This is a genomic window from Saccharopolyspora elongata, assembly GCF_004348985.1.
In the GTDB taxonomy this organism is placed as follows: Bacteria; Actinomycetota; Actinomycetes; order Mycobacteriales; family Pseudonocardiaceae; genus Saccharopolyspora; species Saccharopolyspora elongata.
Genome location: NZ_SMKW01000105.1, coordinates 1 through 26314, shown reverse-complemented (window position 1 = coordinate 26314; position 26314 = coordinate 1). Strand labels below are relative to the sequence as shown.

The window sequence follows — 26314 nt, the reverse complement described above, 5'->3', positions numbered from 1 at the left end:
CCCGAACGCTTCACCCGCCGACCCCGGCCACCCGCACTACCCAAAGCGGCCTGGATCAACCAACCCACCGAAGATCAGCAACCAGTCAACTAAACACAACCCGTCTCAATTTGACTTGACAACTACCCCGGGGGCACGGTCGGGTGACCCGAGGGAGTCTCATCCTCGGGCTCCCACGGCGCGGAGCGTGACGGTCTCCCTGTGCGATCTGTTGCCTAATTCCGTAATGTGATCGGGTACCGGCTTGGAACTCCCCATCCGACCCGAGTTGTTCGCTCCCAACGGGTTCGTCCACGCTGCCGCGCTCATTGGACTTGCCGGCACACTGTGCGGATACGGCTGCGCGACCAGCCTTCCCACCGGGGCCAGCGGGTTCACCACCTTCGAGCTGAAGACGAACTTCCTCACCCACAGCCCGGGAAGACGTCCTGCACTGCCTCGCGACTTCCATCCCCAGTGGTCGATCTACGCAGCTGTTGCTACGCACCCGCATCCTCAATGGACTCATCAACGAGTACCCCACTACGCGGCTTGACGTGCAGGGATGACTTTTTGTAGACCTGACGGGCATGGACCGGCGACCAGAGTCAGGCGTCCGCAAGAAGTGCGCGAGCTTGCAGGGCTAGCCAGAGCTCGGCGATGTCACGTGTGTCGTTCACGTTGTGCCCGGTGATCTCCTCGACCTTGCGGATCCGATAGAGAACGGTCTGCCGGTGCACGTGCAACGCATCCGCCGTCTTCCGCCAGGAGCGCTGGTTGTCGAGGAACGCTTCGAGCGTGTGCAAGAGCTCTGACTGGTGCAGCCGTTCATAGTCGATGAGCGGGCCCAGGACGCGCAAGACCAGGGCGTTCGCGTCGTCGATTCCTGCGACACCGAGCAGCGGCGTGGCATCGCCGTACCTGAAGGTGTGTGGGGTGACGCCGGCCGCAGCTCGGGCCGCCCAGCTCGCCTCTCGCGCTGCCTCGGGGATCCGCTCGACGGTAGCGATCGGGCCGCTGATCCCCACCAGCGCCTCTTCGCCGAGGTTCGCGCGCATCACGGAGTTGGCCCGATCGCTGTCGACGCAGAGGACGTACAGCACGCCCCGTCGATGGACGACGAGCTGACGTACACCGTTTCGCCACAGCGCGACGTGCAGCTCTCGAAGCTTGGCGATATCACCGGAGGTGATTGCGAAGAGGGTGGCCTGCGAGACGTCCAGGCCGAGCGCGTGCAGCTGACGGCTACCGCTCACCGCGTCGATCTGTCCCTCGATCAGCAGCGCCAGCAGTTCGGCGCCCAGTCGGCGGTCGTGCTCGATGCTGACCAACGACTGCGAGAGTTCCAGGGCGAGCACCGTGACTGCGTGCTGCATGAGGATCGCGTCGAGCACGCTGCGGTCGATCGACACCAGGGCTAACACCGCGCTCGGCTGTGTCGGAATGTCCACCAGTCGCAGCTCGCGCCCGTCCCGCAGGGGGACTGCAAACGCACCAGCACGCAGGTCGGAAGCGCCTGATGTTGTCTGGCGCAGTGCCTCGGTGAGCACCGAGTCGAAGCGCGGGTCCTGCGGGTACCACGGCTGAGCCGACTCGCGGTGGCAGACGCGCACCTCGCAGCCCAGCTGCTGTGACAGGTCCTGGGAGAGCACCGATGACTCCCCTCGATGGGCCACCATTCGCTGCATGGCGTGGTAGATCCGCTCGGTCCGGATCAGCCGATCCGACTGCTCGAGCAGATTCGCGGCGGCAACGGCCTGTGAGATGGCCACGAACGGCATGGGGTAGTCCACCGTCAAGATGCTGAACCCCAGCCGCTCGCTCTCCTCGGCGAGCTCATCGGTTAGCGGCGGACAGTACATCCGCTCCCCGATTGCCAGGCCGCTTGCCCCGGCGTCCACCAGGCGCTCGATGAGGGCCCGCTGCCGGGCTCCGTCGGCCGGGAACGACATGCCGTTGGTCATCAGGAGCTCACCACCGGCCAGCCACTGCCACGGCTCGGGCAGGTCAGACGTGTGCGTCCACGAGACCTCCCGGCCGAGCCCGCCCGCGCCGGAGTGCAGGTGCAGCCGCAGGTGTGGCAGCTCGAGCAGATCCGCCACCGTGATTGCCATGGCCACACGTTACACAGGTGTATGACGGCTCTTGTGCGTTTGCACGCTCCGCAGCAAGAACCGGCGGGCTCGACGCCCGGCATCATCCAGTCGGCGAAGTCGGTGCGTCGCACCAGCCGTCACGTGGACGTCGGACAACGGAGTTTTCTCGGACATGCTGCTCGGTCGTCGAGTGCTGGTGGTGGTCGTTTGCGACGCCTGGACCGGTCAGGCGGGAGCGGCGGCCGACGGGTCGGGCTTGCGCACCTCGGTCTTGCTCATGAGCGTGATGAGGTCGAAGGCAACCGTCGCGGCCGCCACGCACGTGATCTCGGCGTGGTCGTACGCTGGAGCCGTCTCGACCACGTCGGCTCCGATCAGGTTGAGACCGTCGAGCCGGCGAAGCAGGTGCAGCAGTTCACGGCTGGAGAGTCCGCCCATCTCAGGCGTACCCGTACCCGGTGCGAACGCCGGGTCGAGCACATCGATGTCGATCGAGAGGTAGACCGGGGCATCCCCAACCCGCCGCCGCACCGCATCGACGGCTCCGTCGATACCGAGCGTGTCGAGGTCTCCGGCCCGGATGACTCGGAATCCGAACGATGCGTCGTCGACGAGGTCGAGCTGGTCGTAGATGGGTCCTCGGATGCCGACGTGGATCGACTTCTCCTCGGCGAGCAGGCCCTCCTCGAATGCGCGGCGGAACACCGTCCCGTGGGTGATCGGGGCCTTGAAGTAGGTGTCCCAGGTGTCCAGGTGCGCGTCGAAGTGGATGAGCGCGATCGGGCCGTACTTGTCCCGCGCGGCGCGCAGCATCGGCAGTGCGACGGTGTGGTCACCGCCGATGGTCACCAGGCGCCGGTCCCGATTCCCGACGACCTCGCGGGCGAACCCCTCGATCTGCTGGACCGCGTCGTCGATGGAGTACGGCGTGCAGGGAACGTCGCCGGCGTCGACGACCTGGACCTGCTCCAGCGGCGCGGTCTCGAGCTCGACATGGAACCTCGGCCGCAGGTGCCGCGAGGCCTGCCGGACCCCCATCGGCCCGAACCGGGCGCCCGGCCGGTAGGACGTGCCTCCGTCGAAGGGGACGCCCAAAACGGCGATGTCGTAGTCGGGCACGGCATCGATGGCCGGGATCCGTGCGAAGGTCCCGAGCCCGGCGAAACGCGGGACCACGGTGGCTTCGAGGGCACCGATCGGCTGGTGGTCACTCATCGTTGGGTGGCTCCGATCATGGGAGGTGGGTGGATTGACAGAAGACGCCGGACGAACCCTGAGGTTGATCGGGCTACTCGGTCACGCCCATCGCTCAGGTTGCGGCTGCGCGTTCTGCGCCGCTTACGGCGGCCTCGCCGGCGCTCGCCTTGCGCCGGGCCAGCGCCGTGACGGTGACGTAGTACAGCGGCGAGACGATGAGCAGGCCTGCGATGAAGGAGATATCGGTGTTGCCGAGAAGCCTGGCGATCGGCCCGGTGTACGCCGTACCGATGACCATGAAGGGCAGCTGGACCGCGACCCCGATCAAATAGCAGATCACCGCCGGCCAGTTCACCAGCCCGTAGCGACCGCCATCGCGCCGGAAAAAGTCCTCGACCGCGTATTCGCCGTGCCGGACCAGGTAGAAGTCGACGAGGTTGACCGCCGTCCAAGGGACCAGGGAGCCGAGCAGCAACGTCAGGAAGTTGTTGTACGTCGCCACGAAGCCATCGCCCGCGGTGAGCGCCACCCCTAGCGCCACCACAACGAGCCCAGTGGCGATCAAGGCCCGCTCGCGGCTGCGGGCGGTGAAGCGCGGCGCGAACGTCTGCACGATCGTGATCGTGCACAGGGTGCCGCAGTAGAGGTTCATCGCGTTCGTGGCCGCGACGCCGACGCTGAACACGGCGACGACCAGCACGCTGATTCCTGCGGTGGCCTTGGTCAGGGCGACGACAGGGTCCAGGTCCGGCAGGAGCAACCCGATGCCTGCGCCGAGGAACATCGGCAGGATCGAACCGAGGCTGGCGCCCCAGTAGCTCATCCAGAATGCTGGCTTCGCTCCGGTCCGCGCCGGCATGTAGCGGGAGTAGTCCGAGACGTACGGCGCGTAGGCGAGCTGCCAGACGGCCGAGACCGACACAACGCTCATGAACCCGGCCAGGCTGGCGCCACTGGTGTGGAAGAAGGTGGCTGGGATCGGGTGGACCACGAATGCCCAGACGAACGCCAGCAGCAGGACCGCGCCCGAGACGTAGGTCATGATCCGTGCGTAGGCGTGGATCACCCCGTATCCCCAGATGGTGGCCGCGAGGCTGGCGACGGCGATCAGGACGATGCCGCCGCGCTGCCCCAGGTGCGGAATGACGGACGCGAGGGACGCACCTCCGAACACCAGGATCGAGATGAAGAACCCGAGGTACATGCACACCACGATCAGCACGATCAGCACGGAGCCCCAGGAGCCGAACTGGCCCTTGGTCTGCACCATCTGAGGTACGCCGAGACGCGGGCCCTGCGCGGAGTGCAGTGCCATGAAGACCGCACCGAGCAGGTTGCCGATGACGATCGCCAGGGCCGCGGACCAAGCCGGCTGGCCGAAGACCGTGGTGGCCAGAGCACCCGTGACGATGGACAGGATCATGATGTTGGTGCCGAACCAGATCGTGAACATGTCCCGGTTCGTGCCGTGTCGCTGGTCCAGCGGGATGGGCTGGATGGTGGCCGACTCGATGCCCGCAGCGGGCTCCTGCCGCCCGGTCGACTGCTCACTCATACCGCTGCTTCCCTCCGCTAACGGGTCCGGTTGACCATCACGTGCTTGGTGCGCGAGTAGTCGTCGAGCGCGTACGCCGACAGGTCGCGCCCGTAGCCGGAGGACTTGAAGCCGCCCCACGGCATCTCGGTGGCGAACGCGAGATGGTCGTTGACCCAGACCGTGCCGAAGTCCAGCCGACCGGGCAGGTCGGCGGCCCGCCGCGCGTTCTCGGTCCAGACCGACGCCGACAGCCCGTACCGCGTGCCGTTGGCCGCCGTGACCGCGGCGTCCTCGCGGGTGAACGTCTCGACCGTCACGACCGGGCCGAAGATCTCCTCGCGGGTGCACTCGGCTCCGTCGGGGATGTTCACCAGGACGGTCGGGGGGATGAAGAAGCCGTCACCGTCCGGGGCCTTGCCGCCAGTCGCGGCTCGCACGCCTTCGGCGTAGGCCCGGTCCAGGAAGCCGACCACCCGGTCGCGATGCGCCTGCGTGACCAGCGGGCCCATCTCGATGTGGTCCCCTTCCGCCGGGTCGCCGACAGCCAGCGCCTCCGCCCGGAACACCAGCCGCGCGACCAGGTCGTCGTACACCGACTCCTCGACGAGGACCCGGCATGCGGCACCGCAGTCCTGTCCGGAGTTACCGAAGCCGGCGAACGCGACGCCGTCGGCTACCGCGTCCAGGTCGGCGTCGGCGAACACCAGGACGGGCGCTTTGCCGCCGAGCTCAAGGTGCACGCGTTTGAGCGACTCGGCGGCCGCGCGGGCCACCGCCTGGCCGCTGCGGACACTGCCGGTGACTGACACGAGCGCGACATCGGGGTGGGTCGCAAGCGCCTCGCCGACGACCGGCCCGTCACCGGTGACCACGTTGAGCACACCGGCGGGCAGTACGTCGGCCAGCAGCTCTGCCAGTCGCAGGGCGGTCAGCGGAGTCTGCTCGGACGGCTTCAGCACACAGGCGTTGCCGGCCGCCAGGATCGGCCCGATCTTCCAGGCAGTGGTGAGTAGCGGGTAGTTCCAGGGGGTGATGGCGGCGACGACCCCGACCGGCTCCCGCACGATCATCGAGGTGTGGCCGGCGACGTACTCACCGGCGCTAGCGCTCTGCTGAGCACGGACCGCCCCGGCCATGAACCGCAGGGTGTCGATCGTGCCGGCGACGTCCTCGCGCGCCAGCGGCATCGGCTTGCCAGCGTTGGCAGACTCCAGCCGCGCTAGCTCCTCGGCGTGCGTCTCGACCACGGCCGCGGCCTCGAGCAGCACATCGGCACGGTCCTTCGGCGTCTTCTGGCGCCAGCCGGCGAACGCCCTCCTGGCAGCGGCCACGGCCTGGTCGACGTCGGCCGCCGTGCCGCACATGACTCGGGCGATCGGCCGCCCCGTCGCGGGGTTGACCACTGGATGGGTTTCTGTCCCGGTGCCCGCCCAGCGAGCGCCGTCGACGAAGTGCGGCAACGCTTCGGGCTCGACACCGACCGGCGCCGGGTCGTCGCCGGTCAAGGGAGCCGCCTCGATCTGGGGTCGCGTCTCGGTCATCGTGGATCCTTCGTTCGTCGGGTTCAACCGGTCGGAAAACCGCGCTCGACGACGTCCACCAACATGTCGACGTACGCGTCGGTGTCGTCGTGGGCCGCGCGCGGCGGTGGGTCGTAGGCGAGGGCGGTCTCCACCTGGGGACTCAGGAAGTAAGCGCCGGCAGTGAGCACGGTGAGGGCTTGAAATTGGTCGGGACTGCGTGCGGCGAGCTCGTCGAGTGCCGCCTCGGGCTCCTGGCCTGCACACGAGGCCATCGCATCGGCGAACCCCTCGGCAAGGTCCGGCCGGTAGCCCAGTACCTGGTCGATCAACGCCTCCGGGACCCCTGCTGCGGCGGCCGACGGCATCGGCTCGGACGCTGGGATGAGTACGTCTGCGAGTGCGGCGAAGGTGCGTCGCTGTTCGGAATCGAGCATCACAGGTCCTCAGCGGGGAGTGGTCTGGTCGTGCCGGTTGTCGGCGAGGTGGCGCATCGCCCGCAGCGCGACCGCCATGATGGTGGCGGTCGGGTTGACGCCCGTCGAGGTGACGAACACGCTGCCGTCGATGATGAAGAGGTTGGGTACGTCGTGGGCGCGGCCGTACTCGTCCACGACGGAGGTGGCGGGGTCGGTGCCCATGCGGGCGGTGCCGAGGAGGTGCCAGCCGCTGTCGCGGACGACCGGGATGGGGTGGACCGCAGTAGCACCTGCGGCCAGGTGTGCCTCGATGGCCCGGTCGACGTGGAACTTGAGCATGCGCTCGGTGTTCTCGCCGATGGTATAGCGGATCTTCGGCACCGGTATGCCGTCGGAGTCGGTGGCCGCGGGGTCGAGGACGACCTCGTTGTGCTCCTCCGGCAGGTCCTCGGTGGTGATGCCCCACTCGGTGTAGCGCCCGAAGGTGCTCCGCAGCCGGCGGTGGAAGGCCGGTCCGAACGCCTCGCGCCAGTCCTGGCCGGGCTCCCACAACGTGTGGGTGAGCGGGCCGCCGGTCGGCATCAGGTTCCACTTCGCCCCTCGGACGAAGCCCCGGTCGGTGTCGGTCTCGTAGAACTGCATCGACTGCAATGCCTGCCCGGTAGGGCCCAGCCAGGTCTCAAGCTCCTCCTCGTAGGTTCCGTACACCGAGGCATAGGGGTGCACCATCAACCGCTTGCCCACCAGACCCGAGGAGTTCGCCAGGCCGTCGGGGAACTGCGCGGACGCCGAGTTGAGCAGCAGTCGCGGGGTGCCGATCCCGTTGGCGGCAAGCACGGTCACGCCTGCCGCCTGATGGTGCAGGGCGCCGTCGCGATCGAGGTACTCGGCGCCGGTCACCAGACCACGGTTGTCGACCGCGAGCCGCCGCACCCTGGCCCCGGTCACCAGGACCGCTCCGGCGGCGATCGCCTCGCGCCAGTGGGTGAAGTCGGTGCTCGCCTTCGCTCCGGTCGGGCACCCGGACTCGCACGCGCCATACCTCAGGCAGGCGGGCCGGTTCTTGAACTTCCGGGAGGCGATGGCGTTGGGCGCCGGCCACCAGTGCCAGCCGAGCTTGTCCATCCCCTTCGCCGCGGCGAGGCCGTACTTGCCGATCGGCAGTGGCGGCAGCGGGAACGTGTGCGCATCCGGGTACGCCGGGTCGCCTTCAAGCCCGGACGCACCGATGTGGTGTGTGACCTCGTCGTAGAACGGGCGCAGATCCTCGTAGGTGAACGGCCAGTCGTCCGCCACCCCGTCAAGGGTCCGGACTCGGAAGTCGGAGGGCAGCGCGCGCACCCAGTGACCAGAGAACAGGATGGTGCTGCCTCCGACGCCGTTGAACATGAGCGGCTCGATCGGACTCTCGGTGACGTCGATCGGGTAGTCACTTGCCGCTCCGCGCATGTTCGGGCTGGGGTTCCACTGCTTCAAGCGGGCCAGTTCCCACTGGGGCTTTCCCCCGGGGAAGTCATCCGGAAGTGCCCAGTCGCCCTGCTCGAGGCAGACCACGCGGAACCCGCGCGTGGCCAACTCGAGGGCCGCTACTCCGCCGGAGGCACCCGCACCCACGATGAGGACGTCTGCGTCGCGGTGGTCCTGCTGTGCGTTCACCAGTCGCTCTCCCGATCAGCTCGGTTCGGTGCGGCCCAGAATGCTTTCGCGGGGCTCGGCGACGCTACGGTCCAACCGCCACAACTGAGTCGGCACTGCTTGAGCAGATGCACAACCGGAAGAGAGCAGCCGTCGGGCGGTTCCTACCCGAGGCCTGTCCCTGGGATACGGCGTGCACGGACCCGGCGAACCGGCGGACGAAGAGCTCGTCACCGTCAGCCTCGACGGTCACGTCGTACCTTCCGGCGCGGTTGGCCAGGTCCGGGTGGCCTTGTCGTGAGGGCCGACCGTCAGGGTGCAAGCCTGGTAGCGCCAGATCAACGACTCCGGCTCCCCTGAGCAGGCCAAGGACCTGGCCCACACCTGCGTGACGGGCTTGCCGGTGTCGGCGACTTCTGCGGCGACGAACTCCTCGAACCGCTCCTCGATCCGGTCCGCGGCGCGGCGCAGCAGCGCCGCGCGCTCGCGCACCGCGGTGTCGGCCCAACCGTTGGCCAGGGCCCGGCGAGCGGCCCGGACCGCGCTCTGCTCTGGCTCGCCGAAGCGGACGAATGCAGGGGACTCCGTCTGGCAAGGGGAATGTGCTGCTCTCGGCCTACTACTCACTGGTAGAGCACGGCCTGTTCGCCTCGCGGTCACTTTCGCGCCCATCCTGATTGGCCTTTTCGGGCAACGATGGCCGCTCGTGACTGAGATTTCCCGACGTCGGATGCTTGCCGGATCCGCTGGTGCGCTCGGCGTTGCCGCCACCGCGTCCCTCCTACCGCCGTCGTTGCACCGCGCCATGGCACGACCGATCCCGCAGGGCGGACTCGACGCGATCGAGCACGTTATCGTGCTGATGCAGGAGAACCGTTCTTTCGACCACTACTACGGCACGCTTCGCGGAGTTCGCGGGTACGGAGACCGGCAGCCGTTGAAGCTGCCCCAGGGCGGCACTGTGTTCGAGCAGCCCGACTCCGGCGGCTCGGTCTTGCCGTTCTCGCTGCGCCAGGGCGCCGAAAACGAGGGGCGTCCGGTGTCGGACATCCAGTACCTCGGCGATCTCGACCACAGCTGGGCCGGTACCGGCAAGGCGTGGGCGAAGGGCTGGATGAACGACTGGATCGCGGCCAAGACCGCCGCGACGATGACCTACTACGAGCGCCAGGACATCCCGCTGCAGTACGAGCTCGCCGACACGTTCACCATCTGCGACGCCTACCACTGCTCGGTGTTCGGGTCCACTAACCCGAACCGGCTCTACCTGTGGACCGGGATGGTGGGTTACGAGCCGGGAACCAAGGAGCGCGTGGTCACCAATGCCGGGAACGACTGGGCGCACCCCGGGTACGACTGGACGACGTACCCGGAGCGGCTGGAGGCCGCCGGTGTGTCCTGGCAGATCTACCAGGAGTGGGACAACTACTACGACAACGCCCTCGATTGCTTCAGGCCGTTCAAGGCGATCGGACACAAGATCCTCGCCGGGGTCGACGGCGGCTACCGCACGACCGAGGAGTTCTACTACGCACTGCTCGACAAGCCCACCGAGGAACAGGACCGGTTGCGCAAGCAGTTCGATGCCGGGGTGGCGAAGCTGACCGACTCCGAACGCCGGCTTTTCGACCGCGGGATGTACCGCAGCGAGCCCGAAACGCTCGTGCGACGGCTGCGCGATGACATCGCCGCGAACAAGCTGCCCGAGGTGACGTGGCTTGTCCCGTCTGCTGCGGACTCCGAGCACCCGGAGACCTCGACGCCGGTAGGCAGCGCGAACCTCATCTACGAGGTGCTCGACGCGATCGCCGCCGATCCGCAAGTGTGGTCGAAGACCGTGCTGCTGTTGAACTTCGACGAGAACGACGGGTTCTTCGACCACGTTCCCCCGCCGGTCCCGCCGAAGAGCGCGGCCGACGAGTGGTACGACGGCCAGCCGATCGGGTTCGGGCCGCGCGTGCCGATGACCGTGGTGTCGCCGTGGACGATCGGCGGCCACGTCAACTCCGAGGTCTTCGACCACACCTCGGTCCTGCGGTTCCTGGAGCGCTGGACCGGGATCAAGGAGCCGAACATCAGTGACTGGCGCCGCACGGCGGCCGGTGACCTGGTGTCGGTGTTCGACTTCGAGAACGCCGGTGCGCCGCCGCACCCGGTCAAACCGAGCCCGGTTCCCGAGCCGATCGACCGCTGGCACCCGAAGCCGCCGGAGAAGCAGCGGCTTCCGTTGCAGGAACAGGGAAGGCGGCCCGCGCGGGCGTTGCCGTACCAGCCCGCGGCGTCGGGCTCGGTCGCCGACGGCGCGCTCGCGCTGCGACTGGCCAACAATGGTCGGTCGGCAGCGCACTTCACGGTGTACTCCTACGCCGGGGAGTTCCCCGAGCCGCTGCACATCGACGTCTCCGACGAGCACGTCGAGACCCTGCCGAACGTCAAGGAGTACAAGCTGGCGGTGCAGGGTCCGAACCGGTTCTGGTTCGAGCTCAGCGGTTCGGCCGCGGGCAAGGCCGCGGGGGTTGACGTCGGGACGCGACCGAACACCCGCACCGGAGGCCTGACGCTGGAGCTGCGCAACGCCGGAGGCGAGGCCGTCACACTGCGGTTGCGCGCCCTCGGCTACACACCGGGGGCGAAGCGCGAGATCCGGCTGCCCGCCGGAGGTTCGAACACCGTCGAGTGGCCGACCGATCAGGGCTGGTACGACGTGGAAGTGACCACCCCGCAGGACAAGGCGTTCGGACGCAGGGCCACCGGTCGGATCGAGAACGGAGCGCCCGGCGTCACGGGGTGACACCGGAACACATGAGGGCGGCGCGAGATCGAGCTCGTCATCCAGTATGGACCACTCAGGTTTGGCGGCCTGGTGATCACGGGCAGGGGCGCGGGTGCGGGGAGATCCCCTGCGAATGCGCACAGGGGTGAGCTCGGTCTGCTCGCGCTGCGGTCAGGAGTGACTGGTGTTCTCCATGAGCACTTCTCGATGGAACTGCGAGACTTCATCTACGAGCATGGCAATCTGCGTGCCAGCCCAGTGGGTCCGGTCCCATCCGGCGTACAGGGTCACGGCGAGCAGGCTCTCGCCTACCCGGATGGCGACCGGGGCGAGCCCGAACATCGGCTTGTCGGTGAGCACCGCGATCCCGTGGCCCGAGGCCACCAAGGTGGACGCTGGCGAGGGTGGCGGATCTGATCGCCCGGCTCTTCGTGTCCGGTACACCCTGCGTGAGGTCTCGTTGTTGTTGCACCGCACGGAGTTCAGCCCGCAGATACCCGCCCATCGGCAGGCCACGGTGAACTCGGCCGGATCGGCCAACGTGAGCTGATCCAGACACCGTCCGGTTTGGATGAGCAATCGGATGGGCACCTGGGAGTCAGTGGCGAACCGAACTCGCTCGGTGAACCCCAAGGCAGCGGCCGCAGCCATGAACCGATCGAGATCGACAAGCGGGTCTTCAACGGCTTCCCTGCCCACTGTCGCGGGTCCGGCCAGCACTGGAAGAACATTCGAGCCGCCCTTGCGTAGGCGGCGTTTCCGCGTCCAGTCAGCTGCAGGTAGTCCAGGTAGGCGGCGTGCAGATCATCGGGAGAGGAGGCGATCGCGAGCGGCATCGAATCCTGCTTTCACGTGCGCCGGAGCCAAATGGATGTGACGGGTGGTGGTGTCGACATGAGCGTGGCCGAGCACGGCCTGCATCACCGCGAGGTCAACGCCCGCTTCGGCCAGGGCGGTCCCGAAGGTGTGTCGCAGCACGTCGGGATGTCCTCCGACGATGCCGGTGAGCCCACGGCGATAGCGGAAGGTGGTGCGCAGCCCGGCCGCGGTCAACCGCTGGCCCCGATTCGGTCCCTTGGCCACGAGAAACAGGTGAGGGCTGCCGGATTCAGGCCGTTCGACCAGCGGGAGCCGCGCGAAGTCCTCTTGCCAGGGAATCCAAAGCCCTGACCGTTGTGCCGGGACCTCCCGTACGGTCCGGCAATATCGCCCGACAGCCTTGAAAAATCCTATTTGGACTTCCTGCTGGCACGCGCTGCCGCGCGTATAGCCCGGCTCGGCCGGGCCTTGGTGGCTGGGGCTTGCGCGGCTATGGCCGAGATCATCAGGTCGACTGCGTTGTCGAACGAGCTGCCCGCCATCCTGGGCAGCTCGTGTCGTACTGCGGCGATCGCGGGATGGGTTTCCGCGGGCAGGGCTTGGTAGGCATTCGTCCAGGCTTGCGCGTCCGCTTCGTACTTGTCCTTTGGCAAGGTCAGGGTGGCCACGTCCAGAGCCGCGTGGCCGAGGACCGTGTCGATGAAGGCGTGGTAGTGCTGGACCGCGGTGCGGGCATCGAATCCCGCCTGCAGGAGCAGGGATACACCGGTTTCGACCGCGCGGAACTCGTTCTCGCGGCGGGTGACGCGGGATGCGACGAGAACGGCCACCCGGGGTTGGGCCTGGTAGTTGTCGCGAATCCGGTGCGCCATCTCACGCAGTCCGGCCATCCAGTCGTCGCCAGGCTGGAAGCCTTCAATGGCTCGGCCGACCAGCCGGTCCGCGATGGCGAGCAGAAGGTCGTCGGTGTTGTGGAAGTAGCGGTAGATCGCGCTGGGGTCGCAGCCGAGCGCGGCACCCAGGCGGCGGACGCTGAGGGCGTCGGGGCCGTGCTCGTGGCTGAGCCGCAGAGCGCAGTCGATGATCGTGTCGGTGGAGAGCAGCACGCCGCTGCGCGTGCGGCGCCGGCGTTGCTGTTCACGTGTGACTCGCTGTGTGCTCGCCATCAGGACCTCCGGTGCCCGGCTCGTGCGGTGCTCCAGTATTGGCGTCCCACAAAATTACGTCAACGCCGTTGACTCGGTGGATCCACCAGCACTCCCCCCAGCTGTCATCACGTTTCCCCGGCGGCGCCTCCGGCCGCGCGTGAAGTCGCCTGCCGGCAGCAATCCCGCACCAGCTCACCACCGGCGTCCAGGCTTATGACAACACCATTGACGTTACCTGTGCCCGGCTGTGTCATGGAGATCCACCGAGCACAGAAGGAGTGCTACCCCCATGGATCCCGTGCGATCCCTCCAGGACGCCAATCCCACCCCCTTCTGGCTGGACGACCCCGGACGGCCGCAGACCACCTCTGCGCTGGTCTCCGGCACCTGCTGCGACCTGCTGGTGGTAGGTGGCGGGTACAGCGGCCTGTGGACCGCGTTGCTCGCCAAGGAACGCGACCCCTCGCTGGACGTCGTCCTGATCGAGGGTCGGGAGTCCGGCTGGGCCGCCTCCGGGCGCAACGGCGGCTTCTGCGCGGCCAGCCTTACCCACGGCCTGGGCAACGGCCTGCGCCGCTGGCCCGGCGAGCTCGCCCAGCTGGAACGACTTGGACGGGAGAATCTGCAGTCCATCGAGGACACCGTCCGGCGCTACGACATCGACTGCGACTGGGAGCGCACCGGCGAACTCCACGTCGCGACCGAGCCCCACCAGGTCGACGAACTGCACGAGCTCCCCGAGCTTGCCGCGCGTTACGGCAGCGAACTGATCGCACTGGACGCCGAGGCGGTGCGCGCCGAGATCAACTCGCCGACCTTCCTGGGCGCGGTCTGGGACCAGGACGGCGTCGCGATGGCCAACCCGGCCCGCCTCGCCTGGGGACTCAAACAGGCATGTCTGGACACCGGCGTGCGCCTCTTCGAGCACACCGCCGCCACCGACATCGCCGAGGACGGCGCCCAGGTCGTCGTCCGCACTCCCTACGGCAGCGTGCGGGCGCGCCGGGTCGCGCTTGCCACCAACGCTTTCCCCTCCCCGCTCCGCCGCCACCGCCCCTACACCATCCCGGTGTACGACTACGCCCTGATGACCGAACCCCTGGCCGACGACCAGCTCGCCTCGCTCGGCTGGCGCAACAGGCAGGGCTTTTCCGACAGCGGCAACCAGTTCCACTACGTGCGACTCTCGGCCGACAACCGGATCCTGTGGGGCGGCTACGAAGCCGTCTACCACTACCGCGGCCGGGTGCGCGCCGAGCACGACCAGCGCCCCGAGGTGTTCCGCATCCTGGCCGAGCACTTCTTCCAGACCTTCCCGCAGCTGGAAGGACTTCGCTTCACCCACGCATGGGGTGGTGCGATCGACACCTGCGTCCGCTTCTCGGTCTTCTTCGACACCGCCTACCACGGCAAGGTCGCCTACGCGGCCGGCTACACCGGGCTCGGTGTCGGCGCGAGCCGCTTCGGCGCGCAGGTGATGCTGGACCTCCTTGCCGGCGAGCAGACCGAGCGGACCGCGTTGGAGATGGTCCGCCGCAAGCCGATGCCCTGGCCGCCGGAACCGATTCGCTCGGCCGGGATCTCGCTGACCAAGTGGTCCTTGGCCCGCGCCGACCGCACCGGTCGCCGCAACCTCTGGCTCCAGACCCTCGACCGGCTCGGCCTCGGCTTCGACAGCTGAGGATCCGCGAGCCGAGGCCGCACAGCGTCACCGGCTGTGCGGCCTCGGCCTCGTCGGCGAGCTGCGCGTGAAAGTCCAAAGTGGTCACCGCAAGGTCGTGGAGCGAGCCGCGGGCCTTTCCGATGGACGGCTCGCTGAATCGGTCTTCGAGGCCGGCACGCGAGGACGCGGCCCGGCACGGGTGGCCGAGCCGCGTGGCGGACCCGCCGTCAGCTCAGGATGTCGTGGACCACCGCCCCGCCCGCCACGGTCAGCAGCACCCGGGCGTCCGCCAGGGGTGCCTTGTCCGCGGTGACGAAGCCCGGGGCGCAGATGTCCGTGTCGAGCAGGGCGAGGTCAGCGCGGCGACCGACCTCGACCGCGCCGCCGTGGGCATCGTGGTTGACGAAGGCGGACCCGGCGGTGAAGGAGTCAAGGGCATCGTCGAGGGTGAGCCGCTGGCTCGGCAGGAACGGGGCGTTGCCGCGGTTCTCCGGGTCGATCCGGGTGACCGCGACCTCCATCTGTTCCAGGGGGTTCGCCGTCGTCACCGACCAGTCGCTGCCCATCGCCAGCCGCGCCCCCGAGGCCAGCAGGTCCGCGAACGGGTACTGCATCGCCGCGCGCTCCGGCCCCAGCACCGGAAGGGTCAGCTCGTCCATCTGCGGTTCGTTCTGGGCCCAGTGCGTCTGGCAGTTGGCGACGACGTCCAGCTCCGCGAAACGCCTGACGTCCCGCGGCTGCACCACTTGGAGGTGGGCGACGTGGTGCCTGCAGTCGGACGGGCCGTTGTTCGTGCGGGCCGCTTCGACGGCGTCCAGCGCGTTGCGCACGGCGCGGTCCCCGATGGCGTGCATGTGGACCTGGAAGCCAGCCGCGTCCAGTTCGGTGATGGCTGCGGCGAGCAGCTCGGCGTCGATGAAGTCAATCCCGCGGTTGTCGGTGTGACCGCCGCAGCCATCGCAGTAGGGCTCCAGCAGAGCGCCGGTGTGGTTCTCCAGCACCCCGTCGGTCATGATCTTGACGGTGCGCGGGTGGAAGCCCGACCCCGGGCCGCCGATCGGGGAAGCGCCGGCCTTCAGGCCGAGTTCGCGGCGTGTCAACAACTCCGGGATCTGCTCCAGGCCGCGGTGCCGGTCCCACCACAGCGCACCGACCACGCGGGCGGTCAACCGCCCGTCGGCGGCCAGCGCCTGGTATGCCTCCTGGGTTGCGGGGCTAACCCAGGCGTCCTGCCAGCCGGTGATTCCCAGCGAGTGCAGGTACGCCTGGGCGTCCAGGATGGCCGCCTCCCACTCGGCCCGGGTGGGAGGCGGCACGAGTTCCTCGTTCACGCGGTAGGCGGCTCCCTCGTGCAGGGTGCCGGTGGGCTCGCCGGTGGCGGGATCCCGCTCGATCCGGCCGTCGGTGGGGTCGGCGGTGTCCCGGTCGATCCCGGCGGCCTGCAAAGCGCGGGAGTTCACCCACGCCCCGTGGGCGTCTCGGTTGAACAGGAAGACCGGCCGGTCCGGCACGATCGCGTCCAAGTCCTCCTTCCGCGGTGTGCCGCCGGGGAAGTGCTCCATCGACCAGCCGCCACCGAGGATCCAAGGCTCATCGGGGTGCGTCCGGGCGTACTCGGCGATCGCGTCGAGGTAGGCGTGGCGCCCGGCCAGGTCGTGCAACCACAGCCGCCGACGGTCGCGTCCGGCGAACGGGGCGTGGACATGGCTGTCCTGGAAGCCCGGGACGACCAACCCGCCCCTGGCTGAGACGACCCGGGTGCGGCGGCCGGCCAGGTCGAGCACGTCGGATTCCTCGCCGATCGCGGCGATGATCCCGTCTCGGACCGCCACGGCACCGGCCCAACGGCCGGAGCCGAGCCGGACCCGGGCTCCGGTCAGGACGAGATCTGCGTGGCGGTCGGTCGCCGTTGTCATCGTGGGAATTTCCTTCCGCGTTGGAGTGGTCAGTGCTGCGGTGAATCGACGCGTTGCGCGCCGGGGATGAAGTACGGCGACTTGCGCACGTACTTCTTCCACATGCCCAGCGGGATTCCCAGCACGAGAACCGCAATGGGCAGCAGGGTCAGGAACCGCCCGTTGGCGGCGTCGAAGGCGAAGCTGTCGGTGCTGGTCCAGTTCAAGTACGCGAGGTAGCCGCCGAGCCCGGCGAGCACGAGGCCCGACAACAGCGGAACGATGACCGCGGTGACGAGCATGCGCAGGTTGCCGAGGGCGCGGCGGAAGAAGAGCACGGCAGACGCGATTCCGGTGAGCGCGTAGGAGAACGAGACGAGGATGCCCGCCGCGGTCACCGATCCGACGATGATCGTGTTGACCGAGCCGAGCCCCAGCGAGACGAAGGCGAGTGCGCCCGAGATCAGCGCGATGACGGCGGTTCCACGAGCCGGCGTCGCCCGCCTGGGGTGCAGCTTCGTCCAGACGGTTCCCAGCACACCATCCCGTCCCATCGCCAGCGCCCCGCGTGCCACTCCGATGAGGACGGACTGGATGCAGGAAACGATGCACAGGAACAGCACCCCGGTCGCCGCAGCCGCGCCCACCGGCCCCGCGAGCTTGCCGCCGATGTAGGGCAGCGCGGAGGCCCCGTGCTCCACGAGCTCTTCCGGCGTGATCGCCTTCTGGAACGAGACGGCGGCGAACAGGAACAGCGCGAGCACGATCAGCAGCGTGGTGAAGCCGCCTCTGGACGAGGTGCGCCGGTCGGCGGTCTCCTCGGTGACGACGAACGTGGCCTCCCAGCCCCAGTACATGTAGACCGACAGCACCAAGCCCGTCGCAAGCACCGATGGTGAAGGGAAGACGGCCGGGGAGAACCAGGACCAGCTGAACTCTGCCTCATCCCCGTCCAGCAGCGCCCAACCACAGAAGAAGGCCACAGTGCCGGCCTCGATGACGACGAGCACCTTCTGGTACTTCGCGCAGATGTCGACGCCGCACGCCGCAAGCCACGTCAGGCCGGCCAGCAACACCACACCCGCGACGGTCGCCACGAACTGGTACGGGCCGGGGTGCAGGGCCGCGACGCCGTCGACTCCGAAGGCGACCAGGGTCTGCAGGCCGTAATCCCCGGCGAGCGGAGCCGCGTAGGCGAGGAAGATGACATTGGAGGCCAGCATCACCCAGCCGATGAGGTATCCCCACCAGGGACCGAGCACCTTGCCGACCCACACGTACGCGGTGCCGCAGTTGCGGTCGTACTCGTTGAGTTTGGCGAAGGCGAAAGCGATACCCACGATCGGCAGGAACGCGAGCAGGAACGCGGCCGGCAGCCCGGCGACGCCGATGGCCGCGCCGATGGTGCCGAGGCCGACGCCGATCGACACGACCGGGCTGACGTTCGACAGGGCGATGGCGACGCCATCGGCGATGCCGAGGATCTTGGGCAGGGCGATCGATTTCGGAGCGGCCGAATCCGGAGCGGTTGGGCCGTCAGGGTACCTGGGCGAGGACGTGGACATCACGTGACTCCTGGCAGGTGTGAGGATGGCAACGGGCGCGTTGCGTGGTGTCCGACATGACACCTGGCTCCGACATCCGCGTCAACGGTGTTGACATAAGACGCGAATCTTCCGCGACCGCCGGAAGCACCTGATGACAGCGAGGAGCGGCGCCGCGCAGACCGATCCCGAAGCTGTTAGCTGGGGCCAGAACCGCATCCGCGGGACTGCCACGGAATCGATGTGACCTTCGGTTGCGTCGGAGGCTTCTCGACCGTCACATTTCGGCTGCATCGACCGAAAAGGCAAGCCTCACTCCTCGGTGTGGCGGTCTGCGCAGCGAGCTGGGCGTGCGTCCGACGAGGGTGCGCGCGATGCGCGTGAGGTGTGCCTGGTCGGCGAATCCCGCAGCGGACACGGCGACGACCGATTAGCGAGGCGGTTCGGTGATCGCCGCGCGCAAGCCGCAGCCGCGCCAGTGGGATCCCGACGGATCCACACATCACGGATCGCAACCACGGCGGCGAATGCCCCGCGTCGGCAGCAATCGAGTCGAGCGACACATCACCAGCGCGGGGCTGCCCAGAGTTTGGTTGTCACTCGGGGTTGACTGGTGTCAGGCCGCGCGTGCGGCAGTATAGATGGTCTCAAACTCGACCGGGCTGAGTTTGCCCAGGCGTCGTTGCCTGCGCTTGCGGTGATATTGGTCTCGATCCAGGACACGATCGCCAGCCGCAGCTCCTCGCGGGTGCGCCACCGCCTGGTGTCGAGAACATTCTTTTGTAGCAAGGAAAAGAACGATTCCATCGCGGCGTTGTCCCCACACGCGCCGACCCTGCCCATGGATCTGGCCAGCTGGTGGCGGCGCAGTAGTCGCCGGAACTTCTTCGACCGGAACTGGGTGGATTCAACTGGTCGTCGCAACACCTTGATCGTGGAGGTGTTGATGGGCAGGCCGGCTGGGTGGATGAAGGCGTTGACGGGCAGGTCGGCGATGAAGTCGCCGGGGGCGCCGTCGTTGCGGCGTGAGGTGCAGCGGGCGTTCTGGCCGGCCACGAAGTGGTCTGGGTTCCATCCCGGCTGACCGCCGCCCACCGCAAGCTGCATGCCGCCACCGGCGCCAAGTCCGATCCCGTCGACGCCGCCGCAGCCGCCCACGCCGCGATCGCCACCCCCGGCCTGGACCGGCACCGCGGCGCGGTGGTCACCGCCGATGCCCTGCACGCCACCCGAGCCCACGCCCATGTGGGGGTTCAAGTCCCCAGGGAATTCAACCTGGTTTTCCTCACCCAGGGGCAGGCAGGTGGTCGCCCCTGAGCGACCTCCCACCCACATCGTCGTCAGGATTGCCTGTCGCCTCGGCGCTCCACGCTCGTGCTCGCTTCCCCGGGAGTGCTTCGATACGTGCCGTGGCATGGACGTCGTTGCTCCACTCGGTAGGATCATGCAGTTCCGTCGTGCGACAGGGGGTTCAGCCGTGCGCGCTCTCACGAATGACATCCCGTTCGGTCCATTCGAAGGGACCGACATCGAGGTTTACATCGGTGGCAAGAGCAAGACAGCGAGGATTCACGTAGATCGTTCCTGCATCCCGAATTCCCGGACCGCGACCATGCCGCTCAATGCGGAAACCGTGAACCGGATGTGCAAGCAATGTGCGCGATCAACTCGATGGGCGCGCCGGGACACCGCGCTCGGCATGTTTCTGCAAGCGATCGCGTCGATTCCGGAAGACTCGCAGGGCAACCTGGATGACGACTACCCACCCGCCGAGTGCGCACGCGCCGCAGAGCTGCTCAGGACCGGCGAGTACCCGCTTGACGAGGACGACGACGATCTATGGGAGAAGTTCAGTGAAGCTCGCGAGCTTCGCGATTCGCTGTACTCCTCGTGGCGTTACGCTCGACGGGCCGCGCGGGACGCACACGCTGCTGTCGCCGCTTATCCGTGGTTGGGCTCGTGGGCCGCGCCGAGGCTGTCAGCGGTCGAGGCCGAGGCTGAATCGCTGCGAGCTTTGATCGCCCAGACCATCGGCCCGGAACGTCTCGTGATAGCTGCAGCCGCAATGTCGTTGGTTGAGCCGGAATTGCCGGCGGACCGGCTGGAGTTCTCCGTCCTTGGGAACTCACACGACGTTCATCGGGTGCTCAACAAGTGCTGGCGTCGATGGTGTGACGCGGCGGCCGGGGGCTGTACCGCCGCCGAAATGGCGTCTCAGGCCATGTACGTCGTGGATTCCGCGCTTGGACGGAAGCGGAACGGGCGTGATGCTGCCATGGCAGCGACCAAGGAGCTAATCGGCGACTGGACGAACCAGATTTACTCGGTGGCAGATCTGGACGAACCCGTGGTTCACCGCGATGTTGTCGTTCAGGCGCACGATCCCGGTCGGGAAGACAATGATCCATGGGAGATGTTGACCCGGTGGGAACTTGCCGTTGTCGTCCGGTATGCGACGGCATTCAGTTGGGCCCACGATGCGGTGTTGCTGACGGTGCCTGATCTGGTCGCACGGCACCTACTCGACAACCCGAATGGGTTGCGGGCCGCTGAACTCGACAGCTCCGACCCGCTGGGGGCGTTCACCGAGTGGGTTGCCACGCATCTCCCCACCTCCCCCGGCGTGCTGCCCGGAACACTGGACGACACATCCATCAACAAGCGACGGATGCTCACCTCGAGCGACGTCGACCGGCTCCGCCGGTCTGGTGCCTCGGTGTACCAGGTCTACTCCGCGAGCGACGGCACCGAGGTACTGCACATCAGCACCCTTGCCGAACGCTGTGCCAATGGGTGGCGGGGTGTGGTCCTGGCTGGGCCTAATGATCTGCCGTCGGCGATCATCGAGCCGTGGATCGATGAGATCCAGGCCGGGTTGAACGACGAACCAGATCCATTGGGTACCCGCGCCGGGGAGCAGAGCGTCGTCAATCGGAGGTACGGCCAGGACCGCTTCTTCATCGAACGGCGGCTCAGGATGCTCGCACTGGTGCGTACGGCCACAGATCTGCGGACTCTCACTGAACGCTACGAGCAATCAGACCGTGATATCGACTGGCATGGCTTGCTGACTCCCCATCAGCTGGATTTGACTCCTTTCAAACCAGCGACGAACGCCGACAAACGAGTCAGCGGGTTGGGTTTGCCGCTGGAAGTCCTCGCGTCCGTCCAGATCTACACAACCGACGGCACCAGCCGCTATCAGGGCAAAGGACACTCGCCGTTCTGCTCTTTCGCACGATCGGGCCGAGCATCGCTCGACGACAGTTTCGACCTCCTGCACGTGCGAGATCTGCTTGGCAGCGGAAACCCGGATTGGTGTTCGGTGTGCGGCGGTTACGCTACCCGGCGCCTCGACGACCTGCAGCTCCGCTACTACCGCACCGCACACGAGCTGCTCGCACTCAGCCGATATCTCGATCGACCTTGGCAGCTAGCCAAAACCCGTTCCGCCCTCGAGAAGTTGGCCGATTTTGATCCAGATGGATGCGGCTCGTTCTGCTCCGCATCAAGGGAGTGGGAATCCGCAGTACATTCCCTGTTGTCCAGGACATCCACGACCTAGAATCAATATCGATATCAGCCCAAGTGTTCCAGCCGGTTCGAGTTCGTGACATGTCCGCAGTGAGGAGTGGTGGGGAAAGTGCCTGAACAGCCGAAGTGCGGACGTCCGCTGAAGTCGGGGGCTCCATGCAAGGCAGTTGTGCGTCGCTCCGTGCCGTTGAGCGCCACCGCTCCGGCATGTCGCCGCCACATGACGCAGGAGGAACGGACCGAGATCGATGGAAATCCACTGTGGACTTATGAGGGGCAGGTTTTGTGGACGCTCGAGCAGCAAGGCGAGGAATCCGAGCTGGTGACAGCGGCAGGGATCGTCGAGTTGCTGGAGTTGCCGAAGCCCGCGGTGTCGCACGTTCTTCACGAGCTCCGCGCGAAAGGCAAAGCTCTCAGCCGCAAGGTCGGCCGGCAGGAGCTCTGGGGCACGCCTGACAGGATGAAGCGCTGGATCGAACGGCGAGAGCAGGAAGAGCGAAGGGCTGCCGCGGAAAGGGCGGCGGCTCGTGCGCGTCTCGTGGAGCGCAATGACGCGCTCGCTGAAGTCGCACAGCAGTTGCGCGGAATCTGCGCGGACCACCAAGTGGATGTCTCCCTCTTCGATTGGTCCATGGGGAGATCAGAGGAGCCGTGCAGGCACACACTCGTGCTATCCGTCGATGATCCGCAGGCCGCGAACTGGGTACTCGGGAGATTGAGCATGCCTGCACCGAACGAGGGAGCTCCCACCGACGCGCAGTGGAGCGAGCACGCGGAGCGCTTTGAAACGATCCTGGGCTGCTTGACCTGGGCCGGATGGGAGGAAGGCGAGGACGACTACTTCGCCGAGTACGACCAGGAAATCGGTCCAGTGCTGTGCACAACGCTGCGCCGGACCTGCATGACGCTCTCCGCGGAGTACCATCCGGACGATCGCACTCTCCGGTTGCAGCCGTACGAGGACCCTGCGAGCGAGCTTCCCGAAGTCTTCAGCATGTTGGCGGACCAGGTCGTCATTGAAATGGAAGGCGACATCAACGAGCAGGAACAGAGCGTTGCTCGACGAGCGGGCGAACTGGGACTTCTGGATGCCACGCGAGTGGAGGTCTACGAGGACGCGACCGTCTCGCTGCGCCAGTTCATGGCTTTCCAATACCACGAGTGGATCTTCAAGGAAGCAGCGCAGTATCGCGGGATCACCGTGCCGGAACTCGCGGACGAACTCGACGCGCTTCCGGACGCGAAGAACTACCTCAACGTGGTGGTCAGCATGTTCGGTGGCAATGTGCTGCCGGACGCCGTACCAGACGCAGCCGTTCTCGGCATCGCGGCCTGGTGCTGGCGCAACAACACAGCGGTCGAGGACTGGCACGTGGAAAGCGACGTGCTGATGGCCCGAATCAACATCGCGGTCACCAAAGCGATCGAGGAACATGTGAATGCCTTCGACGGTATCGACTGGGCGCATATCAAGGCATCGCTGACCGATCCCGATTGGGCGCTGCCCGATGGGCGCAAGATCGGCGAGCTCTTCGGAGAAGGATGGCCGCACGTTCGAGACACTGTCAGCGAGGAGTTGCAGAAGTGGCAGCATCTCGACGAGAACGTGCTCGGCCCCGACGCCACGCTCAGACTGCTGACGATCGGTGGATCGACCAGTTACACCTGGAACTGGTGGGGGCAAGGACGCTGGTCCGCCATCTGCCGTGCCATCGTCGAAGACGCGGTCGCAGGAGGCATCGCGTTGCCGTCGCCCTACGATTCGACAGGCGCCGAACGGCTCATCGCCGACCTCGCGAAACCGGACCAGCTAGGCGACGAGGTGCTGCGCTGGCTGATCGACATGCCCGCCGCTGACCCCGAAGGGCCGCGTGGACTCCGATTTCACGAGGCCACCCGGCCTCCTGTCCGCGTCGTGGAACCTGTCGACTGGGATCTGGACTGACCCAAATTGCGTACAGAGGCGGCTAGCGAAACCACCAAAATCAGCCGACCCCCGACAGCCACAGCCGGGCGGGTAGTGTGCAACTCTCTAGAAAATCGCATAGTAAGATTGCCGAGGCCACTTAAAGCAGTCGCTGGCGCCCACTGCTCGTGATGATCTTTGAAAGCCCAGGTCACACAGGTCGAAAAGGCGTGCCTTGTCACCGACGCCCAGAGCCAGTCCCCATTGCGCCTTTCTACAGGCTGCACGTCTCCCAGACGTACCGGACAGCCATCATGGCTTCCGAACCGCAACCCGGCCGGAGCCTCGATCTGTGTTTGATGATCTGATGAGCCCGGCGAAAGAACCGTGTGAAGCTACTGAACTAACTTCATTCAGAAATCACGACAGAACATCTGCCAGCCGGGTCCGGAGGCCCGCGAGTAAACGATCTTCCCGGACGTAGACACGCCTGGCAAAAGAAAACCCAAGCTGGGGATACCGCCGACTTCACGGCGAACTGCTCATCCTGGGCGTCACAGTGGCCGCCTCGACCGTGTGGGAAATCCTCAAGGAGGCGGGGATCGAGCCGGCACCCGAACGGAACTCCAGCACCTGGACGGAGTTCCTGCGTTCCCAGGCCGACGCCCTGCTAGCTTGCGACTTCTTCGAAACCATCACCCTATCCCGAACGAGACTGTACGTGCTCGCCGTCATCGAGCACACCACCCGGCGAATCCGGATCCTGGGCGCCACCGCACACCCGACCGCGTCCTGGGCGACACAGGCCGCCAGGAATCTCGTCATGGACCTCGAAGGCGCCAGCTGCCGGGCGAGATACATGATCAGGGATCGGGACGGGAAGTTCCCCGCGCTGTTCGACGCGATCCTCAAGGACACGGGCATCGAGGTCGTGCTCACCGGGATCCGTGTGCCCCGCATGAACTCCATCATGGAGAGATGGGTGCAGACATGCAGGCGAGAGCTGCTGGACCGCACGCTGATCTGGAACCAGCGCCATCTCCTTCACGCCCTACGCGAGTTCGAGAGGTTCTACCACGAGCACCGGCCCCATCAAGGCATCGCCAACGCCCGCCCGCTATGCCCACTCCCCCAACCGATCACCGCCCCCGAGCAGATGACCCACCTCGACATACGAAGGCGCGATCGCCTCGGCGGCATCCTCCACGAGTACCGGCATGCCGCATGACCAGGGCGGATGAGATTCTCGGCAGAGGCAGGGCCAAGCAGGGCGCGCAGATCGGCCGGTTCAAAGGAATCCGCACACTGCATCCATTACTGGCGACGATCTCCACACCGGGCTTAGTGACACCTGGCCATTGAGCCGGGGGGCAACCGCACAGGCGTTGATCGGGCCAGTTCACGCCAACCGCTGCGCAGCTCCGCCCAATGCATGTCCATTGCAGACCAAGTCGACAGTGGGGGTGACGGAGTGGCAGGTAGCTGCCACCCCTCCGGAGCGCCGTTCGGCGACACGCGTAGCGGTGGCAACTTTCTGTCCAAGGCTTGTGTCCAAGATCGCGATCTACCTACATTCTGCACGTCTCGCAGGAAATCCGGAAGAAGCGGGAAGAGCGGCACCCGAAGTCCGCGCGGGGAAGGGCCTGAGAACGACCAGCCCCGTCGCGGAGCCCGGCGCGCCGATCAGGATCGTGCAGCCGGTCAGCAGGGCCGAACCCGGGCCCGCCCGGATGGCATGTGCAAAGTGTGATCAACAGTGCTCGCCGCCGCTGTCCCCGGACCAGATCCCGGAGATGGCCGACGTCCTCGCGCGTGGGTCCAGGCATGGACGCGGTGATGCGGAGGCAGTCGTCGCAAGGTCCCGACAAGTCACCCCCGTGGAGCCCAGAATGAGCAGTGAATCAACGATCGACGTAGTCCGGCAGCAGTTGGGCGAAGGGCGCTTTGTGGTGCTGGAGCGCAAGGCCACCACCCCGTCCAGCAAGAAAGACCGCGCGGCGACCAGCGAGGTGTGGCTGGCACGTCCGGACGGTCACCTGGCGTGGCGTGGTGAGCCCGAGTCGCCGGGCCTCGGTCAATGGCCGGAAGGCATGCTGCGGTACGGCCGCGCGAAAAGTGAGGCCGCAAGCCGATGAGGCGGCACTCGTGCCGGACGTCCCCGGTGCGGCCGTGGCTTGATCCTTGACCTGTGACGCTGGTAGTGCCGACCCGGTTGATCACGATACCAGCCCTTGGTTGATCATTCCTCTTTTCGAAGATGGAAGATCGATCCAAGGGCTGCGATGGTTGGTGTGCATGATCCCGATCGCGGGTGGAGTTCTGGGAGTTGGCCGGGTTCCGCCAGGACCCTACGAGTGTCCGACAGCTCGGGCGGATGCCGACGACACTCGCGGGCCCACGGCTGACCCGCCATGCGGCCCGAGGCGACCACTACGGGCCGCTGCCGATCGCCGAAGGCACAGTGATCCGGCTGACTGGCCATCACCTGCCCAGCGGCGGGAAAGAGATCCGCGCCGATTTGGTAGTCCAAAGTAGACGCTGCCGAGGATGGTCCCGACCGCTGGACCGCCACCCGCACCAACTCCGACACGCCCGGTCCCTGACCGCGGACCTGCGGCGGACGTGGGAAAAGCCTGCCCCACCCGAGCG

At 67.0% G+C, this 26314-nt stretch carries 19 protein-coding genes and 1 pseudogene; 7 read left to right on the top strand and 13 right to left on the bottom strand.

Features of this window, described 5'->3' with window-relative positions:
• Positions 1-587: 587 nt before the first annotated feature.
• The 7 genes from E1288_RS41575 to E1288_RS48360 form a co-directional block, all read right to left on the bottom strand.
• Positions 588-2093 carry a PucR family transcriptional regulator gene (locus E1288_RS41575; RefSeq protein ID WP_132494162.1) on the bottom strand — a complete coding sequence of 502 codons (1506 nt, stop codon included), beginning with the start codon at positions 2091-2093 and terminating at the stop codon, positions 588-590.
• Positions 2094-2300: 207 nt separating this feature from the next.
• Positions 2301-3290 (bottom strand): agmatinase, encoded by a 990-nt coding sequence (speB, locus tag E1288_RS41570; protein WP_132494161.1) that lies wholly within the window; start codon positions 3288-3290, stop codon positions 2301-2303.
• A 94-nt stretch (positions 3291-3384) separates the two neighbouring features.
• Complete coding sequence (locus E1288_RS41565; protein ID WP_132494160.1) at positions 3385-4827, bottom strand: purine-cytosine permease family protein; 1443 nt, start codon at positions 4825-4827, stop codon at positions 3385-3387.
• 17 nt (positions 4828-4844) lie between these two features.
• On the bottom strand, positions 4845-6350 hold the full coding sequence (locus E1288_RS41560; protein WP_132494159.1) for an aminobutyraldehyde dehydrogenase: 1506 nt from the start codon (positions 6348-6350) through the stop codon (positions 4845-4847).
• 23 nt (positions 6351-6373) lie between these two features.
• Positions 6374-6766 carry a gluconate 2-dehydrogenase subunit 3 family protein gene (locus E1288_RS41555; RefSeq protein WP_235884182.1) on the bottom strand — a complete coding sequence of 131 codons (393 nt, stop codon included), beginning with the start codon at positions 6764-6766 and terminating at the stop codon, positions 6374-6376.
• Between the two features lie 9 nt (positions 6767-6775).
• Complete coding sequence (locus tag E1288_RS41550) at positions 6776-8404, bottom strand: GMC family oxidoreductase (RefSeq protein ID WP_235884181.1); 1629 nt, start codon at positions 8402-8404, stop codon at positions 6776-6778.
• A gap of 228 nt (positions 8405-8632) precedes the next feature.
• Positions 8633-9010, bottom strand: a complete 378-nt coding sequence (locus E1288_RS48360) for an aldehyde dehydrogenase family protein (protein WP_235884180.1) — start codon at positions 9008-9010, stop codon at positions 8633-8635.
• A 103-nt stretch (positions 9011-9113) separates the two neighbouring features.
• Between E1288_RS48360 and E1288_RS41540 the strand changes: the two genes are divergently transcribed.
• The gene (locus tag E1288_RS41540) at positions 9114-11174 is read left to right on the top strand and encodes a phosphocholine-specific phospholipase C (RefSeq protein WP_207954854.1); all 2061 of its coding nucleotides are present in this window, start codon (positions 9114-9116) and stop codon (positions 11172-11174) included.
• A gap of 153 nt (positions 11175-11327) precedes the next feature.
• Here the strand turns inward: E1288_RS41540 and E1288_RS41535 are convergent, their stop codons facing one another.
• The 3 genes from E1288_RS41535 to E1288_RS41525 all read right to left on the bottom strand — a co-directional run bounded on the left by E1288_RS41535 (position 11328) and on the right by E1288_RS41525 (position 13141).
• Positions 11328-11876: a hypothetical protein gene (locus E1288_RS41535; protein WP_132494156.1), complete on the bottom strand. Its 549-nt coding sequence runs from the start codon at positions 11874-11876 to the stop codon at positions 11328-11330.
• Between the two features lie 84 nt (positions 11877-11960).
• Entirely contained in the window at positions 11961-12239 is a 279-nt protein-coding gene (locus E1288_RS41530; RefSeq protein ID WP_207954852.1) for a tyrosine-type recombinase/integrase, read from the bottom strand.
• 146 nt (positions 12240-12385) lie between these two features.
• Positions 12386-13141 carry a TetR/AcrR family transcriptional regulator gene (locus E1288_RS41525; RefSeq protein ID WP_132494154.1) on the bottom strand — a complete coding sequence of 252 codons (756 nt, stop codon included), beginning with the start codon at positions 13139-13141 and terminating at the stop codon, positions 12386-12388.
• A gap of 271 nt (positions 13142-13412) precedes the next feature.
• Between E1288_RS41525 and E1288_RS41520 the strand changes: the two genes are divergently transcribed.
• Positions 13413-14804, top strand: a complete 1392-nt coding sequence (locus E1288_RS41520) for an NAD(P)/FAD-dependent oxidoreductase (protein ID WP_132494153.1) — start codon at positions 13413-13415, stop codon at positions 14802-14804.
• Between the two features lie 209 nt (positions 14805-15013).
• Here E1288_RS41520 and E1288_RS41515 read toward each other — a convergent pair whose 3' ends face one another.
• The 3 genes and pseudogenes from E1288_RS41515 to E1288_RS41505 all read right to left on the bottom strand — a co-directional run.
• A complete protein-coding gene (locus E1288_RS41515; RefSeq protein ID WP_132494152.1) occupies positions 15014-16702 on the bottom strand; it encodes an amidohydrolase in 1689 nt (562 codons plus the stop codon).
• Positions 16703-16731: 29 nt separating this feature from the next.
• Complete coding sequence (locus tag E1288_RS41510; RefSeq protein ID WP_132494151.1) at positions 16732-18246, bottom strand: APC family permease; 1515 nt, start codon at positions 18244-18246, stop codon at positions 16732-16734.
• Positions 18247-18841: 595 nt separating this feature from the next.
• Positions 18842-19128 (bottom strand): annotated as a pseudogene (locus E1288_RS41505) (IS3 family transposase); the annotation flags it as partial.
• 156 nt (positions 19129-19284) lie between these two features.
• Between E1288_RS41505 and E1288_RS47575 the strand changes: the two are divergent.
• The 5 genes from E1288_RS47575 (at position 19285) to E1288_RS41480 (ending at position 25800) form a co-directional block, all read left to right on the top strand.
• The gene (locus E1288_RS47575) at positions 19285-19542 is read left to right on the top strand and encodes a hypothetical protein (protein ID WP_165968545.1); all 258 of its coding nucleotides are present in this window, start codon (positions 19285-19287) and stop codon (positions 19540-19542) included.
• A gap of 160 nt (positions 19543-19702) precedes the next feature.
• Positions 19703-21790, top strand: a complete 2088-nt coding sequence (locus E1288_RS41495; protein ID WP_132494150.1) for a hypothetical protein — start codon at positions 19703-19705, stop codon at positions 21788-21790.
• A gap of 189 nt (positions 21791-21979) precedes the next feature.
• A complete protein-coding gene (locus tag E1288_RS41490; protein ID WP_132494149.1) occupies positions 21980-23704 on the top strand; it encodes a hypothetical protein in 1725 nt (574 codons plus the stop codon).
• A 520-nt stretch (positions 23705-24224) separates the two neighbouring features.
• Positions 24225-24893: an integrase core domain-containing protein gene (locus E1288_RS41485; RefSeq protein WP_235884179.1), complete on the top strand. Its 669-nt coding sequence runs from the start codon at positions 24225-24227 to the stop codon at positions 24891-24893.
• A gap of 661 nt (positions 24894-25554) precedes the next feature.
• Positions 25555-25800: a hypothetical protein gene (locus tag E1288_RS41480; protein WP_132494147.1), complete on the top strand. Its 246-nt coding sequence runs from the start codon at positions 25555-25557 to the stop codon at positions 25798-25800.
• The last annotated feature ends 514 nt before the right edge of the window (positions 25801-26314 follow it).